Origin of the sequence: Haemophilus haemolyticus (genome assembly GCF_003490595.1) — a bacterium.
GTDB lineage: Bacteria > Pseudomonadota > Gammaproteobacteria > Enterobacterales > Pasteurellaceae > Haemophilus > Haemophilus haemolyticus_L.
Genome location: NZ_QQGY01000003.1, coordinates 94998 through 111743 on the forward strand (window position 1 = coordinate 94998; position 16746 = coordinate 111743).

General features: G+C 38.4%; 17 protein-coding genes. 15 read left to right on the forward strand and 2 right to left on the reverse strand.

Features of this window, described 5'->3' with window-relative positions:
• The first annotated feature begins 30 nt into the window (after positions 1–30).
• From rsfS to miaB, 10 genes are all read left to right on the forward strand, one after another.
• Entirely contained in the window at positions 31–339 is a 309-nt protein-coding gene (rsfS, locus tag DV415_RS03175; RefSeq protein WP_118790226.1) for a ribosome silencing factor, read from the forward strand.
• 53 nt (positions 340–392) lie between these two features.
• The gene (gene rlmH / locus DV415_RS03180) at positions 393–860 is read left to right on the forward strand and encodes a 23S rRNA (pseudouridine(1915)-N(3))-methyltransferase RlmH (protein ID WP_005649848.1); all 468 of its coding nucleotides are present in this window, start codon (positions 393–395) and stop codon (positions 858–860) included.
• Positions 861–881: 21 nt separating this feature from the next.
• On the forward strand, positions 882–2837 hold the full coding sequence (gene mrdA / locus DV415_RS03185; protein ID WP_118790227.1) for a penicillin-binding protein 2: 1956 nt from the start codon (positions 882–884) through the stop codon (positions 2835–2837).
• Positions 2827–3942: a rod shape-determining protein RodA gene (gene rodA / locus DV415_RS03190; RefSeq protein WP_005630284.1), complete on the forward strand. Its 1116-nt coding sequence runs from the start codon at positions 2827–2829 to the stop codon at positions 3940–3942. Before mrdA ends, rodA begins: the two co-directional genes overlap by 11 nt.
• A gap of 52 nt (positions 3943–3994) precedes the next feature.
• Entirely contained in the window at positions 3995–4855 is an 861-nt protein-coding gene (locus DV415_RS03195; protein WP_118790228.1) for a septal ring lytic transglycosylase RlpA family protein, read from the forward strand.
• A 15-nt stretch (positions 4856–4870) separates the two neighbouring features.
• Positions 4871–6052, forward strand: a complete 1182-nt coding sequence (locus tag DV415_RS03200) for a D-alanyl-D-alanine carboxypeptidase family protein (protein WP_065246864.1) — start codon at positions 4871–4873, stop codon at positions 6050–6052.
• A gap of 103 nt (positions 6053–6155) precedes the next feature.
• Positions 6156–6434 carry a DUF493 family protein YbeD gene (gene ybeD, locus DV415_RS03205; RefSeq protein WP_118790229.1) on the forward strand — a complete coding sequence of 93 codons (279 nt, stop codon included), beginning with the start codon at positions 6156–6158 and terminating at the stop codon, positions 6432–6434.
• 1 nt (position 6435) lies between these two features.
• Entirely contained in the window at positions 6436–7074 is a 639-nt protein-coding gene (lipB, locus tag DV415_RS03210; protein WP_118790230.1) for a lipoyl(octanoyl) transferase LipB, read from the forward strand.
• Positions 7075–7125: 51 nt separating this feature from the next.
• Positions 7126–8088: a lipoyl synthase gene (gene lipA, locus DV415_RS03215; protein WP_118790231.1), complete on the forward strand. Its 963-nt coding sequence runs from the start codon at positions 7126–7128 to the stop codon at positions 8086–8088.
• A gap of 170 nt (positions 8089–8258) precedes the next feature.
• Entirely contained in the window at positions 8259–9683 is a 1425-nt protein-coding gene (gene miaB, locus DV415_RS03220; protein WP_114909325.1) for a tRNA (N6-isopentenyl adenosine(37)-C2)-methylthiotransferase MiaB, read from the forward strand.
• Positions 9684–9753: 70 nt separating this feature from the next.
• On the opposite strand, the gene ung is transcribed toward miaB, so the two are convergent.
• Positions 9754–10413 (reverse strand): uracil-DNA glycosylase, encoded by a 660-nt coding sequence (gene ung, locus DV415_RS03225; RefSeq protein ID WP_118790232.1) that lies wholly within the window; start codon positions 10411–10413, stop codon positions 9754–9756.
• Positions 10414–10681: 268 nt separating this feature from the next.
• On the opposite strand from ung, the gene grcA reads away from it, so the two are divergent.
• The 5 genes from grcA to era all read left to right on the forward strand — a co-directional run bounded on the left by grcA (position 10682) and on the right by era (position 15677).
• Positions 10682–11065: an autonomous glycyl radical cofactor GrcA gene (grcA, locus tag DV415_RS03230; protein WP_005628746.1), complete on the forward strand. Its 384-nt coding sequence runs from the start codon at positions 10682–10684 to the stop codon at positions 11063–11065.
• Between the two features lie 167 nt (positions 11066–11232).
• Positions 11233–13029: a translation elongation factor 4 gene (gene lepA, locus DV415_RS03235; protein ID WP_114891690.1), complete on the forward strand. Its 1797-nt coding sequence runs from the start codon at positions 11233–11235 to the stop codon at positions 13027–13029.
• Positions 13030–13037: 8 nt separating this feature from the next.
• Entirely contained in the window at positions 13038–14087 is a 1050-nt protein-coding gene (lepB, locus tag DV415_RS03240; RefSeq protein ID WP_118790233.1) for a signal peptidase I, read from the forward strand.
• Position 14088: 1 nt separating this feature from the next.
• Positions 14089–14772 (forward strand): ribonuclease III, encoded by a 684-nt coding sequence (gene rnc, locus DV415_RS03245; RefSeq protein ID WP_005628729.1) that lies wholly within the window; start codon positions 14089–14091, stop codon positions 14770–14772.
• Positions 14769–15677 (forward strand): GTPase Era, encoded by a 909-nt coding sequence (gene era, locus DV415_RS03250; protein WP_009766812.1) that lies wholly within the window; start codon positions 14769–14771, stop codon positions 15675–15677. The genes rnc and era overlap by 4 nt, the downstream gene beginning before the upstream one ends.
• 63 nt (positions 15678–15740) lie before the next feature.
• Here era and rsmC read toward each other — a convergent pair whose 3' ends face one another.
• Positions 15741–16733 carry a 16S rRNA (guanine(1207)-N(2))-methyltransferase RsmC gene (gene rsmC / locus DV415_RS03255; protein WP_118790234.1) on the reverse strand — a complete coding sequence of 331 codons (993 nt, stop codon included), beginning with the start codon at positions 16731–16733 and terminating at the stop codon, positions 15741–15743.
• Positions 16734–16746 lie beyond the last annotated feature (13 nt).

Below are 16746 nucleotides of genomic sequence, written 5' to 3' on the forward strand. Positions count from 1 at the left end.
CTCGCACTTTTATTGCGAAGCGAGAACAAAATGGCACTAGTTGAATTTTTGATGGAAACCTTAGATGGGTTAAAGGGAACAGATATTGTACATTTTGATGTACGTGGAAAATCATCAATTACGGATAATATGATTATTTGCACGGGTACATCAAGCCGTCAAGTTTCTGCAATGGCAGATAATTTAATTACAGAATGTAAAAAAGCAGGTTTTGAAACTTTTGGTGAAGAAGGTAAAGATACTGCAGATTGGATTGTAGTGGATCTTGGTCAAGCAATCGTACATATCATGCAACGTGACGCGCGTGAAATGTATCAATTAGAGAAACTTTGGGCGTAAATTTTAGTAAAGTGCGGTGAAAAATAACCGCACTTTTTAGATAAGGATGACTTGTGAAAATCACGTTAATTGCTGTCGGAACAAAAATGCCTTCTTGGGTTACAACGGGTTTTGAGGAATATCAACGCCGTTTCCCAAAAGATATGCCTTTTGAACTGATTGAAATCCCAGCAGGTAAGCGTGGAAAAAATGCTGATATTAAACGTATTTTAGAACAAGAAGGTAAAGCGATGTTAGCTGCCTGTGGGAAAGGTAAAGTCGTGACATTAGACATTCCAGGTAAACCTTGGACCACACCACAGTTAGCCGAGCAACTAGAAGCGTGGAAAAACGATGGCCGTGATGTATGTTTGTTGATCGGTGGTCCTGAGGGGCTTTCGCCTGAATGTAAAGCTGCCGCAGAGCAAAGCTGGTCGCTTTCGCCCTTGACATTACCTCACCCGCTTGTTCGTGTTGTGGTGGCTGAAAGTTTATATCGAGCGTGGTCCCTCACGACTAATCATCCTTATCACCGAGAATAGTAAATCCTCATTTTTAGTCAGATGAATTTAAAACGATTCTTCAATACGCCAACTCATGAACCGTTTCGCGATAAAAAAGCGGAGCGTAACCTTTTTGCACGCCGAACTTTAGTGGCTTTTTTGGGGATTTTGCTACTAACAGGCGTGTTATTTACTAATATTTATCAGCTACAGATTGTTAATTTCGATACTTATCAAACTCGTTCTAATGGTAACCGAATTAAATTATTACCTTTACCTCCAACACGTGGCTTAATCTATGATCGTTACGGTAAATTATTAGCCGAAAATCTTACTTTTTTTGGTTTATACATTGTGCCGGAAAAAACTGAAAATTTAGACCGCACTTTAGATGAATTACGCTACATTGTGGGATTGACGGATAACGATATTGAAAATTTTAAAAAGGAACGTCGCCGCGGAACGCGTTACACGCCTATTTTATTGAAACCGAATTTAACAGAAGAACAAATCGCACGTTTTGCAGTGAGTGGCTATCAATATCCGAGTTTAGATGTACGTCCTTATTTCAAACGCTATTACTTATATGGCGAGATTATGACTCATATTTTAGGTTATGTGGGAAAAATCAACGATAAAGACGTTGAACGTTTGAAAAAAGATGAAAAATTTGCCAATTATTCTGGTAGCAATGATATGGGCAAATTGGGGATTGAACGCTATTACGAAGATGAGTTACATGGCACCACAGGTTTTGAAGAAGTAGAAATCAACAACCGTGGTAAAGTTATTCGTAAGTTACGTGAACAACCTTCTGTAGCAGGAAAAAGTATTTATCTTACTATCGATTTAGAGTTGCAGCGTTATATCACTGATCTTTTGGCTGGGCAAAAAGGTGCAATTGTTGTATTGGATCCGAAAGATAGTGGTGTGCTGGCTATGGTGTCCACGCCAAGTTATGACAATAATTTGTTTGTTGATGGTATTTCGTCAGAAGATTATAAGCGTCTATTAAATGATCCTGCTCGTCCGCTTTATAGTCGTGCGACCCAAGGTGTGTATCCTCCTGCTTCTACGGTGAAACCTTTTATTGCAGTGGCTGCACAAACTGAGAATGTGATTAGCCAAAATACGACGATTTTTGACCCAGGCTATTGGGTATTGCCAAATACGACTAAGCGATTCCGAGATTGGAAAAAGAGCGGTCATGGTTATACAGATTTAAATAAAGCAATTACAGAATCATCCGATACTTATTTTTACCAAGTCGCTCATAGTATGGGAATTGATCGTCTTTCTGATTGGATGAAACGATTCGGCTTTGGTATGCCAACTGGGATTGAAATTCAAGAGGAAACGGCAGCCAATATGCCAACGCGCGAATGGAAACAAAAACGTTATAAACGTCCTTGGGTACAAGGCGATACTATTTCTGTGGGAATTGGCCAAGGTTATTGGACGGCAACCCCGTTACAAGTAGCAAAAGCGACAACGATATTGGTCAATAATGGCAAAGTAAATACACCGCATTTGATGAAAGCAATTGAAGTATCTACATTAAAACCTTATGAAGATCCTTTGCTTTATCCTGATATTACAGAGGCTAAACAAAGCTACTGGGATGCAGCGAAACGCGGTATGTACAATGTTGTTAATGCTGCAAATGGAAGTGGGCGAAAAGCCTTTGCAGATGCCAATTATCGTGTTGCAGGGAAATCTGGTACTGCTCAAGTATTTAGTTTAAAAGAAAATGAAAAATACAATGCGGCGGGATTGAAAAAAGAACTGCATGATCACGCATGGTTTACCGCATATGCGCCTTATGAAAATCCTAGATTGGTTGTGACAGTTATTTTAGAGAATGCGGGTGGTGGTTCAAGTAATGCCGCACCATTAGCGCGTAAAGTGATGGATTACTATTTAAATCAGCGTTTACCACAAGTTGAAAAATATAATGCAACCATTCAGCAAAAAGAAGATTTACCACAAGAGAGCGAGCAAATAAATGGAAGATAAAATTCCTTTCTGGTTGCGCGCATGGCAACGTTTGCATATTGATTTTTGGCTTTTTATCGGCTTAGTTGCAATAACAGCCTATGGCATGCTTGTGCTTTATAGTGCCACTGGTGCGAGTGAAACCATGTTTAACAACCGGATTATTCAGGTTTTTCTTGGATTTACTGTTATGCTCGTCATGGCACAATTTCCACCTAAATTCTATCAACGCATTGCGCCTTATCTTTATCTGATAGGCTTTATCATGTTGATTTTAGTGGATGCAATTGGAACAACCAGTAAAGGTGCACAGCGTTGGCTTGATCTTGGATTTATTCGTTTTCAGCCATCTGAAATTGTAAAGCTTGCAGTGCCATTAATGGTCGCTGTGTATTTAGGTAATCGTCCACTTCCACCTAAATTAAGTGAAACATTTATTGCGATTGCAATGATTATGATTCCGACTTTACTTGTGGCTATACAACCAGATTTAGGCACATCAATTTTGGTAAGTGCATCAGGTTTATTTGTAGTATTTTTAGCGGGAATGAGTTGGTGGTTGATTTTAGCTGCAGTGATTGGTTTAGCTGGATTTATTCCGATCATGTGGCTATATCTAATGCACGATTATCAACGCACTCGCGTTCTCACATTATTGGACCCAGAAAAAGATCCTCTCGGTGCTGGTTATCATATTTTACAATCAAAGATTGCGATTGGTTCTGGTGGACTTTGGGGAAAAGGCTGGATGCAGGGTACGCAATCTCAGCTTGAATTCTTACCTGAACCTCATACAGATTTTATTTTTGCTGTAATGAGTGAAGAACATGGAATGGTTGGTTTTCTTATTTTGATCTCCATTTACATGTTTATTATTGTACGTGGTTTGATTATTGCCGTGAACGCTCAAACCTCTTTTGGGCGAATTCTTGCTGGTGCAACGACGTTAATTTTCTTTGTTTATGTGTTTGTTAACATAGGCATGGTAAGTGGTATTTTGCCTGTAGTGGGAGTACCATTACCTTTATTCAGCTATGGTGGAACGTCTTACGTTGCTATTATGGCTGCTTTTGGCTTGGTGATGTCAGTTCATACACATCAAGTAAAATTTATGAAAGGGAACTAATTTCATTTTTACTTTTCTTAAAAGGGTAAATAAATGAAAATAGTCAACGCTTATGAAATTAAAAACATTATTAAATCTGACCGCACTTGCTTTGTTTGCTATAATTACTAGCTTTTCAGCCCATGCGGACACTCACAAAATGTATGGTATCCAAGGGGATAAACTTTCGATTATAACCAAAGTACCTTCTCCTAGTACTTATTCTGTGAAAGGGCAAACTTATACGACAAAAACTGAAGATGATGCTAAATCCTATACTAAAGAAGGGATGGCTAGTTACTATCATCTCAAATTTAATGGGCGTAGAACTGCAAGTGGTGATGTTTATAATTCAACACAATTTACTGCAGCACATAAAACATTGCCAATAAATTCTTATGCTTTGGTGACTAATTTACATAACAATCGTAAAGTTATCGTACGTATTAATGATCGTGGACCTTTTAGTGATAAACGTTTAATTGACCTTTCTCATGCAGCGGCGAAAGAAATTGGATTAATTTCTCGCGGTATGGGACATGTTAGAATTGAGGCGTTGCATGTTGCTAAAAATGGGAGTTTATCGGGCGCAGCGACAAGAACGCTGGCTAAGCATGCAAAAACTCAAGAGGCAGCTGATCGTTTAGTAAAATCTAATGAATCTTCTAATAAATCGTTTAAGATGGTAAATGAAAAAAAAGGAAATGAAGTTTATCGTTTGAAAATGCTTGAGGTTACTTCTCGTAGTCAAGCTGATAAGTTAATTACGCAACTTGCATTAGATAATATTCAAGCCGAAGTAAATCGCTCAGGCAATAAATACGAGATTCACATTGGGCCTTTTGATAACGAAACGCAAATGTCACAAGTGAGAACTAAATTACAAAAAATGGCAGTAAACAAGCCACTAATTGTTTACACATATAAAAATTAATTGTAGGAACACACTATGTTGAAAAGAACAACAAAAATCGCATTTTTATCAAGTTTTGTAGCACTTAGTGCTTTTTCGGTAGCTGCCGAGGATATCCAGTTTGGCGTAACTCCACCACAAATTACTGCTCAAACGTATGTATTGATGGATTACAATTCAGGAGCAATTTTGGCCGCACTTAATCCTGATGAGCGTCAATATCCCGCATCTTTAACTAAAATGATGACAAGTTATGTGGTAGGGAGCGCTTTAAAACAGGGTAAAATTCACAATACTGATATGGTAACCATTGGTGAGAGTGCATGGGGGCGTAATTTCCCAGATTCATCAAAAATGTTTTTAGATTTAAATACGCAGGTATCTGTAGCAGATTTGAATCGTGGTGTGATTGTTGTATCCGGCAATGATGCGACCGTTGCATTAGCTGAACATATTTCTGGCAATGTACCGAACTTTGTAGAAACAATGAACAAATATGTTCAACAATTTGGTTTGAAAAATACAAATTTCACCACGCCGCATGGTTTAGACGATCCTAATCAATATTCTTCTGCTCGTGATATGGCGCTTATTGGTGCACATATTATTCGTGATTTACCTGAAGAATATAAAATTTACTCCGAAAAAGATTTTACATTTAATAAAATCAAACAACCTAATCGTAATGGACTATTATGGGATAAAACCATCAATGTTGATGGAATGAAAACAGGCCATACTAGCCAAGCCGGATATAACTTAGTTGCTTCAGCGACTACACCAAACAATATGCGTTTAATTTCTGTAGTAATGGGGGTGCCAACTTATAAAGGTCGTGAAGTAGAAAGTAAAAAACTTTTACAATGGGGTTTTGCTAATTTCGAAACATTTAAAACTTTAGAGGCAGGCAAAGAAGTTTCAGAACAACCTGTTTATTACGGTAATAAAGGTAGCGTTAAATTAGGAACGTTACAAGATAGCTTTATCACAGTTCCGAAAGGCAAACAAAATGAGCTTAAAGCTCGATATGAGTTAGAAAGTAAAAATTTACAAGCGCCTTTAGCAAAAGGCCAAGTCGTCGGTAAAGTCATTTATCAATTAGAAGGTAAAGATATTGCAGCGGTAAACTTACAAGTAATGGATGAAGTGGGCGAAGCGAGTATTTTCGGAAAAGCTTGGGATTGGCTCGTGCTCACTGTAAAAGGCTTATTTGCATAAAATATGCCAGAAACTTACCGCACTTTTTTCATTTTTAACTGAGGCATTCGTAATGTGTGGGTGGTGTGCCATCCACACATCATTTTTATCATTGGGAAATAATATGACAACAGAAAACGATTACGCAAAACTTAAAGAATTAATGAAATTTCCAGCAAAAATGACATTTAAAGTTGCTGGAATTAATCGCGAGGGGTTAGCGCAAGATCTAATTCAAGTCGTTCAAAAATACATTAAAGGCGATTATATTCCTAAGGAAAAACGGAGTAGTAAAGGTACCTATAATTCGGTTTCAATCGACATTATTGCTGAAAGCTTTGAGCAGGTAGAAACACTTTATAAAGAACTTGCTAAAGTTGAAGGTGTAAAAATGGTTATCTAATATGAATAATTCCCTTATCGTTCGTCAGTTAGGGTTGCAAGATTATCAAGATATTTGGCATAAAATGCAGAATTTTACAGATAGTCGCACCGCGGAAACGCAAGACGAAATTTGGTTGGTGCAACATCCTTCTGTGTTTACCCAAGGGCAAGCAGGTAAACCAGAGCATCTTTTACAACGTAGTGAAATACCTGTAGTACAGTCGGATCGTGGTGGGCAAATAACCTATCATGCACCCGGTCAGCAAGTGATGTATGTGCTCATTGATATTAAGCGTCATGAGAATTTAAATGTACGTCAATTAGTTACCGCACTTGAACAAATGGTGGTAAAAACTTTAGCTGAATATCGTATTGAAAGCTATCCAAAACCTGATGCACCAGGCGTGTATGTGGATGGAAAAAAGATTTGTTCTCTTGGACTGCGTATTCGTCGTGGGTGCTCTTTTCACGGGTTAGCATTGAATATCAATATGGATCTGAATCCATTTCATTATATTAATCCATGTGGCTATGCTGGTCTTGAAATGTGTCAATTAGCGGATTTTGTTAATCAAGATGAAGCTAATTGCGATAAGGTTTCACCAAAATTAATTAAACACTTTGCTGAGCTTTTAGGCTATAATGTAACAAATTTGTAATATTTAATGATCAAAAATGCCCTGTTTGGGCATTTTTATTTAGGAACGCTTATGTCAACGCCTTTCAAAATGGAACGCGGTGTAAAATATCGCGATGCGGCAAAAACGTCGATTATTCCAGTAAAAAATATTGATCCAAACCAAGAGCTATTGAAAAAGCCCGAATGGATGAAAATTAAACTTCCAGCAAATTCACTTAAAATTGAAAGCATCAAAAATGGAATGCGTCGTCATGGTTTACATTCCGTTTGTGAAGAAGCATCTTGTCCAAATTTACACGAATGTTTTAATCATGGAACAGCAACTTTTATGATTTTAGGCGCAATTTGTACGCGCCGTTGCCCGTTCTGTGATGTTGCGCATGGCAAACCATTACCGCCCGATCCTGAAGAGCCACAAAAATTAGCTGAAACTATCCAAGATATGAAACTTAAATATGTGGTGATTACATCGGTGGATCGCGATGATTTACCAGATCGTGGCGCGGGTCATTTTGCAGAATGTGTAAAAGCTGTGCGCGAGCTTAATCCTAACATTAAGATTGAAATTTTAGTGCCTGATTTCCGTGGTCGCATTACACAGGCATTGGAAAAATTAAAAGATAATCCGCCAGATGTCTTTAACCATAATTTAGAAAACGTCCCGCGCCTATATAAAGAGATTCGTCCTGGGGCGGATTACGAATGGTCACTTAAATTATTGCGTGAATTTAAAGAAATGTTCCCGAATATCCCAACTAAATCAGGTTTAATGGTGGGATTAGGCGAAACCAACGAGGAAATTGTACAAGTCATGCAAGATTTACGTGATAACGGTGTGACAATGCTCACGTTGGGGCAATATCTTCAACCTAGCCGCCATCATTTGCCAGTTGCGCGTTATGTTCCGCCAAGCGAATTTGATGAATTCAGAGAAAAAGCCAATGAAATGGGCTTTGAACATGCGGCTTGTGGACCATTTGTTCGCTCTTCTTATCACGCTGATTTACAAGCCAGTGGCGGGTTAGTGAAATAATTTAAAACTGCTCTGAATTAAACCGCACTTTTGGCTTATCACGAAAGTGCGGTTTATTTTTGATGCTTTTTTTCACCGAATATTTACTAGCCAGAATTATTGCAAGCCTGTAAAATAGCCGACCGTTTTATTCGACTAATTATTTATAACACCTAACGATATTGTAGAAAATGACTCAAAAATTACATATTAAAACTTGGGGCTGCCAGATGAATGAATATGATTCATCTAAAATGGCCGATCTTTTATTAAGTACTCATGGACTAGAACTTACCGAAATTCCTGAAGAAGCAGACGTATTATTATTGAATACCTGTTCTATTCGTGAAAAAGCACAAGAAAAAGTGTTCCACCAACTTGGGCGCTGGAAAGAATTAAAGAAAAATAATCCAAATTTAGTGATTGGCGTGGGCGGCTGCGTAGCTTCTCAAGAAGGTGAACATATTCGCCATCGTGCGCCTTATGTAGATATTATTTTTGGTCCGCAAACTTTGCACCGCCTGCCTGAAATGATTAACCAAATTCGTGGTGGTAAGAGCTCTGTTGTAGATGTAAGTTTCCCTGAAATTGAGAAATTTGACCGCTTACCTGAACCTCGTGCAGAAGGTCCAACAGCATTTGTTTCGATTATGGAAGGCTGTAATAAATACTGTACTTTCTGTGTTGTACCTTATACACGCGGTGAAGAAGTCAGTCGCCCTGTGGATGATGTCTTATTTGAAATTGCGCAGCTTGCGGATCAAGGTGTGCGTGAGGTCAATCTACTTGGTCAAAATGTAAATGCTTATCGTGGGCCGACACATGATGGTCAAATTTGTAGCTTTGCTGAATTGCTTCGTCTTGTCGCATCAATTGATGGTATTGACCGTTTACGTTTTACAACCAGTCATCCAATAGAATTTACGGATGATATTATTGACGTATATCGTGATACGCCTGAATTGGTGAGTTTCTTGCATCTTCCAGTCCAAGCGGGTTCTGACCGTGTATTAACGATGATGAAACGTGGTCATACAGCATTAGAATATAAATCTATTATTCGTAAGCTTCGTGCTGTGCGTCCTGATATTCAAATCAGCTCAGATTTTATTGTTGGTTTCCCGGGGGAAACTGCGGAAGATTTTGAGCAAACTATGAATTTGATTGCACAAGTGAACTTTGATATGAGCTTCAGTTTTGTGTATTCTGCTCGACCAGGTACGCCAGCTGCAGATATGCCAGATGATGTCACGGAAGACGAAAAGAAACAACGTCTTTATGTGTTACAAGAGCGTATTAATCAACAAGCCGCACAGTTTAGCCGTCGCATGCTTGGCACAGAACAACGCGTGTTAGTTGAAGGGCCATCGAAGAAAGACATTATGGAATTAACGGGACGTACTGAAACGAATCGTATTGTCAACTTCCAAGGTTCTCCGGAAATGATTGGTAAATTTGTGGATGTGAAAATCACTGATGTTTATACCAATTCTCTACGTGGTGAAGTGGTGCGTACTGAAGATGAAATGGGATTACGTATTGCGCAATCTCCACAAGACGTGATGAATCGCACACGTAAAGAAGATGAATTAGGTGTAGGGCGTTATCACGGCTAATTGAAATCTTGAAATATTTAACCGCACTTTGAGAAATTAAAGTGCGGTTATTTTTTTAGGAATATATGGTTTAGATTTGCCAATCTATCGGTTTTATTCCGTGGCTTTCCAAATATGAATTTGTTTTGGAAAAATGATGACAGCCAAAGAAACCTCGATGAGCTGAAAGTGGGGAAGGATGTGGAGCCGTTAAAACAAGGTGACGAGTGCGGTCAATAATTTGCCCTTTTTTTTGTGCGTGACTGCCCCAAAGTAAAAATACGAGTTTCTCACGATGTTCATTAAGTGCTGCAATAACACGATCAGTAAACGTTTCCCAGCCGAAATTAGCATGTGAATGTGCCATACCACGTTCTACGGTAAGTACTGTGTTGAGCAGCAATACCCCTTGTTCAGCCCATTTGACTAAATAACCATGTGATGGCATTTGGAATCCCGAAATATCTTGTGTAAGCTCTTTATACATATTTACTAGAGAAGGGGGAATGGCGACTTCAGGTTTTACTGAAAAAGCCAATCCATGAGCTTGGTTTGGACCATGGTAGGGATCCTGACCTAAGATTACTACTTTTACATCTTCAAAAGCCGTATATTTGAATGCGTTAAATACATCTTCTTGTGGGGGATAAATCGTTTTCCCGCTTGCTCTTGCAAGATGAACCTGTTGTAGTGCGTGTTGAAAGTAAGGTTGTTCTTTTTCTTTTCCGATAACATCAGTCCAGGTTTTCATTATTTTGATCCTATTAATAAGTTTGCTCTTATTATAAACAAAAAGGTTAAGGCAATAAAAAGTTTAAAAGGTTAAGTTAATGTTAAATTATTTTGGGTGAATAGCTACATAAATGAGTAAAGTTTAATTTAGATCAAGTTTGTAAAATTATCTTAAAAAGATAACCTGTTCTTTATCAAAAAAATCCAAAATAATTTGAAATCTTCAAATTATTTGATAAAATTTGTACAGTTTTTATGATTATTCTAATGCCAATTAGGAGGCTATTATGATTAAAGGTATTCAAATTACTCAAGCGGCAAATGACAATTTGCTTAATTCATTCTGGTTATTAGACAGCGAAAAAAATGAAGCGCGTTGCTTATGTGCAAAAGGCGAATTCGCTGAAGACCAAGTTGTTGCAGTTAGCGAATTAGGTCAAATCGAATACCGTGAATTACCGGTAAACGTAGCGCCAACTGTTAAAGTTGAAGGTGGTCAGCACTTAAACGTAAACGTATTACGTCGTGAAACTTTAGAAGATGCGGTAAACAACCCAGATAAATATCCACAATTAACTATCCGTGTTTCTGGTTACGCAGTACGTTTCAACTCTTTAACTCCAGAACAACAACGCGACGTTATTACTCGTACTTTCACTGAAAGCCTATAATTTCAGTTTGAATGAAAAAAGAAACCCCGAAGTCATTCGGGGTTTTGTTTTATCTAAAAGGTTAAAAAATTTGACCGCACTTTTCCCTTTCATCCCTAGCGATTTCCGCGCTTTTCAGGTACAATCCGCCAGTTAAATTTAATGATTTTTGAGAAAAACTATCTTTTATGAAGAATATTCGCAACTTTTCTATTATTGCCCATATTGACCACGGTAAATCGACGCTTTCTGACCGTTTGATTCAAACTTGTGGTGGCCTTTCGGATCGTGAAATGGAAGCGCAAGTGCTAGACTCAATGGATCTTGAGCGTGAGCGCGGCATTACCATTAAAGCACAAAGTGTTACTTTAAATTATAAAGCTAAAGATGGCGAAACTTATCAATTAAACTTTATCGATACACCAGGACACGTGGACTTTTCCTATGAGGTGTCTCGCTCTCTTGCTGCTTGTGAAGGGGCTTTGTTGGTGGTTGATGCTGGTCAAGGGGTAGAAGCTCAAACCTTGGCAAACTGTTATACCGCAATTGAAATGGATTTAGAAGTAGTACCGATTTTAAATAAAATCGACTTACCAGCTGCTGATCCTGAACGCGTAGCTGAAGAAATTGAAGATATCGTGGGAATTGATGCGATGGAAGCGGTTAGATGCTCTGCTAAAACGGGTGTAGGTATCGAAGATGTATTAGAAGAAATCGTTGCAAAAATTCCTGCACCAGAAGGTGATCCTAATGCGCCATTACAAGCATTGATTATTGATTCTTGGTTCGATAATTATTTGGGCGTGGTGTCTTTAGTGCGTATTAAAAACGGGGTATTACGTAAAGGCGATAAAATTAAAGTGATGTCTACAGGACAAGCTTACAATGTTGATCGTTTAGGGATTTTTACGCCAAAACAAGAAGATACTACTGTTTTAGAATGTGGCGAAGTGGGTTGGGTAGTTTGTGCGATTAAAGATATTTTAGGTGCGCCAGTTGGGGATACTTTAACGCTTCAACATAATCCAGCAACTGAGGTTTTACCAGGCTTTAAAAAAGTAAAACCGCAAGTGTATGCAGGTCTTTTCCCAGTGAGCTCAGATGATTATGAAGCATTTCGTGATGCGCTGAGTAAGTTGAGCTTAAATGATGCTTCACTTTTCTATGAGCCGGAAACTTCAACCGCACTTGGTTTTGGTTTCCGCTGTGGCTTCCTTGGCCTTTTACACATGGAAATCATTCAAGAGCGTCTAGAGCGTGAGTATGATTTAGATCTCATTACTACTGCGCCAACGGTAATTTACGAAGTGCAATTAACGAATGGTGATGTCGTTTATGTCGATAGTCCATCGAAATTGCCTCCGCTTAATAATATTGCTGAAATCCGTGAGCCGATTGCAGAATGTAATATGTTGGTGCCGCAAGAATATTTAGGTAATGTCATTACACTTTGCGTGGAAAAACGTGGTGTGCAAACCAATATGGTATATCACGGTAATCAAATTGCGCTGACTTATGAGATTCCAATGGGAGAAGTGGTTTTAGACTTCTTTGACCGTTTAAAATCGACATCCCGTGGTTATGCTTCGTTAGATTACGGTTTCAAACGTTTCCAAGCTGCAGATATGGTTCGCGTAGATATTATGATTAATAGCGAACGAGTAGATGCTTTAGCTTTAATCGTTCATAAAGATAATTCACAATATCGTGGCCGTGAATTGGTTGAAAAAATGCGTGAGTTAATTCCTCGTCAGCAATTTGATATCGCTATTCAAGCCGCGATTGGAAACCACATAATTGCCCGTTCTACGGTGAAACAATTACGTAAGAATGTATTGGCAAAATGTTATGGTGGTGACGTAAGCCGTAAGAAAAAACTCTTACAGAAACAGAAAGAAGGTAAAAAACGTATGAAGTCTTTAGGTAACGTAGAAGTACCACAAGAAGCGTTTTTAGCAATTTTACATGTAGGAAAAGATAAATAAGGAAAATTATGTCAAATTTATTTTTTGTGATTTTACTGGCGGTTGGTTTTGGTGTTTGGAAAGTTTTAGATTATTTTCAATTACCAAACACATTCAGTATTGTATTGCTAATTTTGACCGCACTTTCAGGCGTATTATGGTGCTACCATTATTTTGTGGTAACGCCAAAACGTAATCGTAAAATTGCACGTGCTGAACAGCGTTCAGGCCAAGTATTAACTGACGAAGAAAAAGCAAAAATTGAACCGATTTCTGAAGCCTCTGAGTTTTTATCATCTCTTTTCCCGGTGCTTTCTGTCGTATTCTTAGTGCGCTCTTTTTTATTTGAACCATTTCAAATTCCATCTGGTTCAATGGAATCGACCTTACGAGTTGGTGACTTTTTGGTCGTGAACAAATATGCTTATGGCGTGAAAGATCCGATTTTCCAAAACACCATTATTGCTGGTGAAAAACCACAACGAGGTGATGTAATTGTGTTTAAAGCACCACAACAAGCTTTAATTCGTACTGGTCTTGGGGCAACTCGAGCAGCCTTTGCAGAAAATTTAGCGTTAAGCTCAAAAGATAATATGTCTGGTGTTGATTATATTAAGCGTATTGTTGGAAAGGGCGGAGATCGCGTCATTTTTGATACGGAACAAAAAACGCTAAAAGTGGTATATGGCAAAGAAGGTAAACCTTGTGAAATTGATTGTGAAACCAAGGCGTTTGAATATACACAAAATCCAACAAATCCTGCTTTTCCGAATGAATTAGAATTGACTGAGAAAGGCGATGTAACACATAACGTGTTAATTAGTGAATATCGTCGTTATTCAGGTCCTGAGTTTTTCCCACAAGAAGGTATGCAAACTGCAGAATGGCTTGTGCCAGAAGGGCAGTATTTTGTGATGGGCGATCACCGTGATCACAGTGATGATAGCCGTTTCTGGGGCTTTGTGCCTGAAAAAAATATTGTGGGTAAAGCCACTTATATTTGGATGAGCTTAGAAAAAGAAGCGAATGAGTGGCCAACAGGTTTCCGTTTTGATCGTTTCTTTACAGCAATAAAATAAGATGAATCATTTAGATCGACTTGAGCGTAAAATCGGTTATCGTTTTAATGATATTGCGCTATTAAAGCAGGCACTTACGCATCGAAGTGCGGCGACTCAACATAATGAACGCCTAGAATTTCTAGGCGATTCTATTCTTAATTTTACTATCGCTGAAGCACTTTATCATCAGTTTCCACGTTGTAATGAAGGCGAACTGAGCCGTATGCGTGCTACTTTGGTACGCGAACCCACTTTAGCGATTTTAGCGCGCCAATTTGAATTAGGCGATTATATGTCGCTTGGTTCTGGCGAGCTAAAGAGCGGTGGTTTTCGCCGCGAATCTATTCTTGCCGATTGTGTAGAAGCGATTATTGGCGCAATGTCTTTGGATCAAGGATTGGCTGTGACGACCCAAGTGATTCGAAATTGGTATCAACAATTATTGGCTGAAATCAAACCGGGTGATAACCAAAAAGATGCGAAAACTCGTTTGCAAGAATATTTACAAGGTAAACATCTGCCATTGCCAACTTATGAAGTGGTCAATATTCAAGGGGAAGCCCATTGCCAAATTTTCACTGTTGAATGCAAAGTGAAAAGTGCGGATAAAATTGACCGCACTTTTGTGGCAAAAGGATCTAGCCGTCGTAAAGCCGAACAAGCAGCAGCAGAACAAATTTTAAAAGAACTGGACATCAAATGACCGAACAATTCGACAAAACCTATTGCGGCTTTATTGCTATCGTAGGCCGCCCAAATGTGGGTAAATCAACGCTCTTAAATAAAATTTTAGGACAAAAAATTTCAATTACATCGCGTAAAGCACAAACCACGCGTCACCGCATTGTGGGAATTAAAACTGAAGGGGCGTATCAAGAAATCTATGTGGATACGCCGGGACTTCATATTGAAGAAAAGCGTGCGATTAACCGTTTAATGAACCGCGCAGCAAGTAGCGCTATCGGCGATGTTGATTTAATTATTTTTGTCGTAGATGGCACACACTGGAATGCAGATGATGAGATGGTGCTAAACAAATTACGCAATGCAAAAGCACCCGTTGTGCTTGCTATCAACAAAGTAGATAACATCAAAAATAAAGATGATTTGTTACCGTTTATTACAGAACTTAGCAGTAAATTTAACTTTGCTCACATTGTACCAATTTCTGCACAGCGTGGTAATAATGTTCATGAATTAGAGAAAATTGTACGTCAATCTTTACGCGAAGGTGTGCATCATTTCCCAGAAGATTATGTCACAGACCGTTCGCAACGTTTCATGGCATCGGAAATAATCCGTGAAAAATTAATGCGTTTTACGGGTGAAGAATTGCCTTATTCTGTTACTGTTGAAATCGAACAGTTCAAAGTGAATGAACGTGGCACCTATGAAATAAATGGATTAATTCTCGTTGAACGTGAAGGTCAGAAAAAAATGGTGATAGGTGCGGGCGGTCAAAAAATTAAAACTATTGGTATGGAAGCGCGTGCTGATATGGAACGTTTATTTGATAACAAAGTTCACCTCGAACTTTGGGTGAAGGTGAAATCTGGTTGGGCCGATGATGAACGTGCATTACGTAGTTTAGGATATATGGATGAATAAAGTGCGGTGAAATCCATAAGTAATAAATAGAAAAATCCCCATTATTGCGATGGGGATTTTTTTCTAATTTTTCACTGAATACACTTTAAATTTTCCTGTTTGAGCAAGCACTTCGTAATCACCGAAATGTTGTCTAAGTAATTCGGGATAAGGCAAAAATGAATTGGCGACAATGCGTAATTCTCCCCCTTGATTGAGGTGCCATTTTGCTTGAGTGATGAGTTCTGTCACAGCTCGGTAGGCAGTATCAATACCATCATGGAATGGCGGATTCGAAATAATCAAATCAAATTTTCCTTCTATATCAGAAAAGACATCACTGGTGTAAACTTCGCCTTGTAATTGATTTTCAGAAAGTGTTTTTCGCGCTGATTCTAACGCCATCGCATGAATATCAGTCATTGTAATTTGTATGTTAGGAGAGCGTTTTTTGATCATAGATCCAATTATTCCCGCCCCACAGCCAAGATCGAGTACTTTTCCTTTTATTTTATTATCAATGGTTGAAAGTAACAGTTCTGTGCCCGTATCTAATTCCGCTGCACTAAATACCCCAGGTAAACTATATATAGTTAAGTCTTGTAGCGTAGAATGTTGATAGGTTTTCCAGAAATTTTTAAGTTCAAAGTGCGGTTTGTTTTGTAGTGAAAAATGATATAACCCACAACGACGAGCAGAGTCAATTTTTGCTATTTCACCATAAGGTTCTAATGTTTTTTCTACTGAACGCACGCCACAACGATTTTCTCCAATAATTAATATTTCTTGGCCAATAGGTGCTTGAGCTAATAGTTGAAGCAGTTGGAAATTGACTTCTTGTTTGTTTTTAGTCCAATAATAAACGATTAAATCGGCTTGACCTTGAAATTCAACGGAAAAATTGACCGCACTTTGTGTTCTTGCATAGTCAAAATAGCAACTCCAAATTTGGATTGATTGGCATTTATAGGCTAATGTTTGAGGAAAATTATCAGAAATACCGCCAGCAAATAATACCGATTTTCCATCAAAAAATGAAAGATGTCGTTCTAAAACTTGGCTTTCTAGAGAAATCACGCTTTGAATCCTG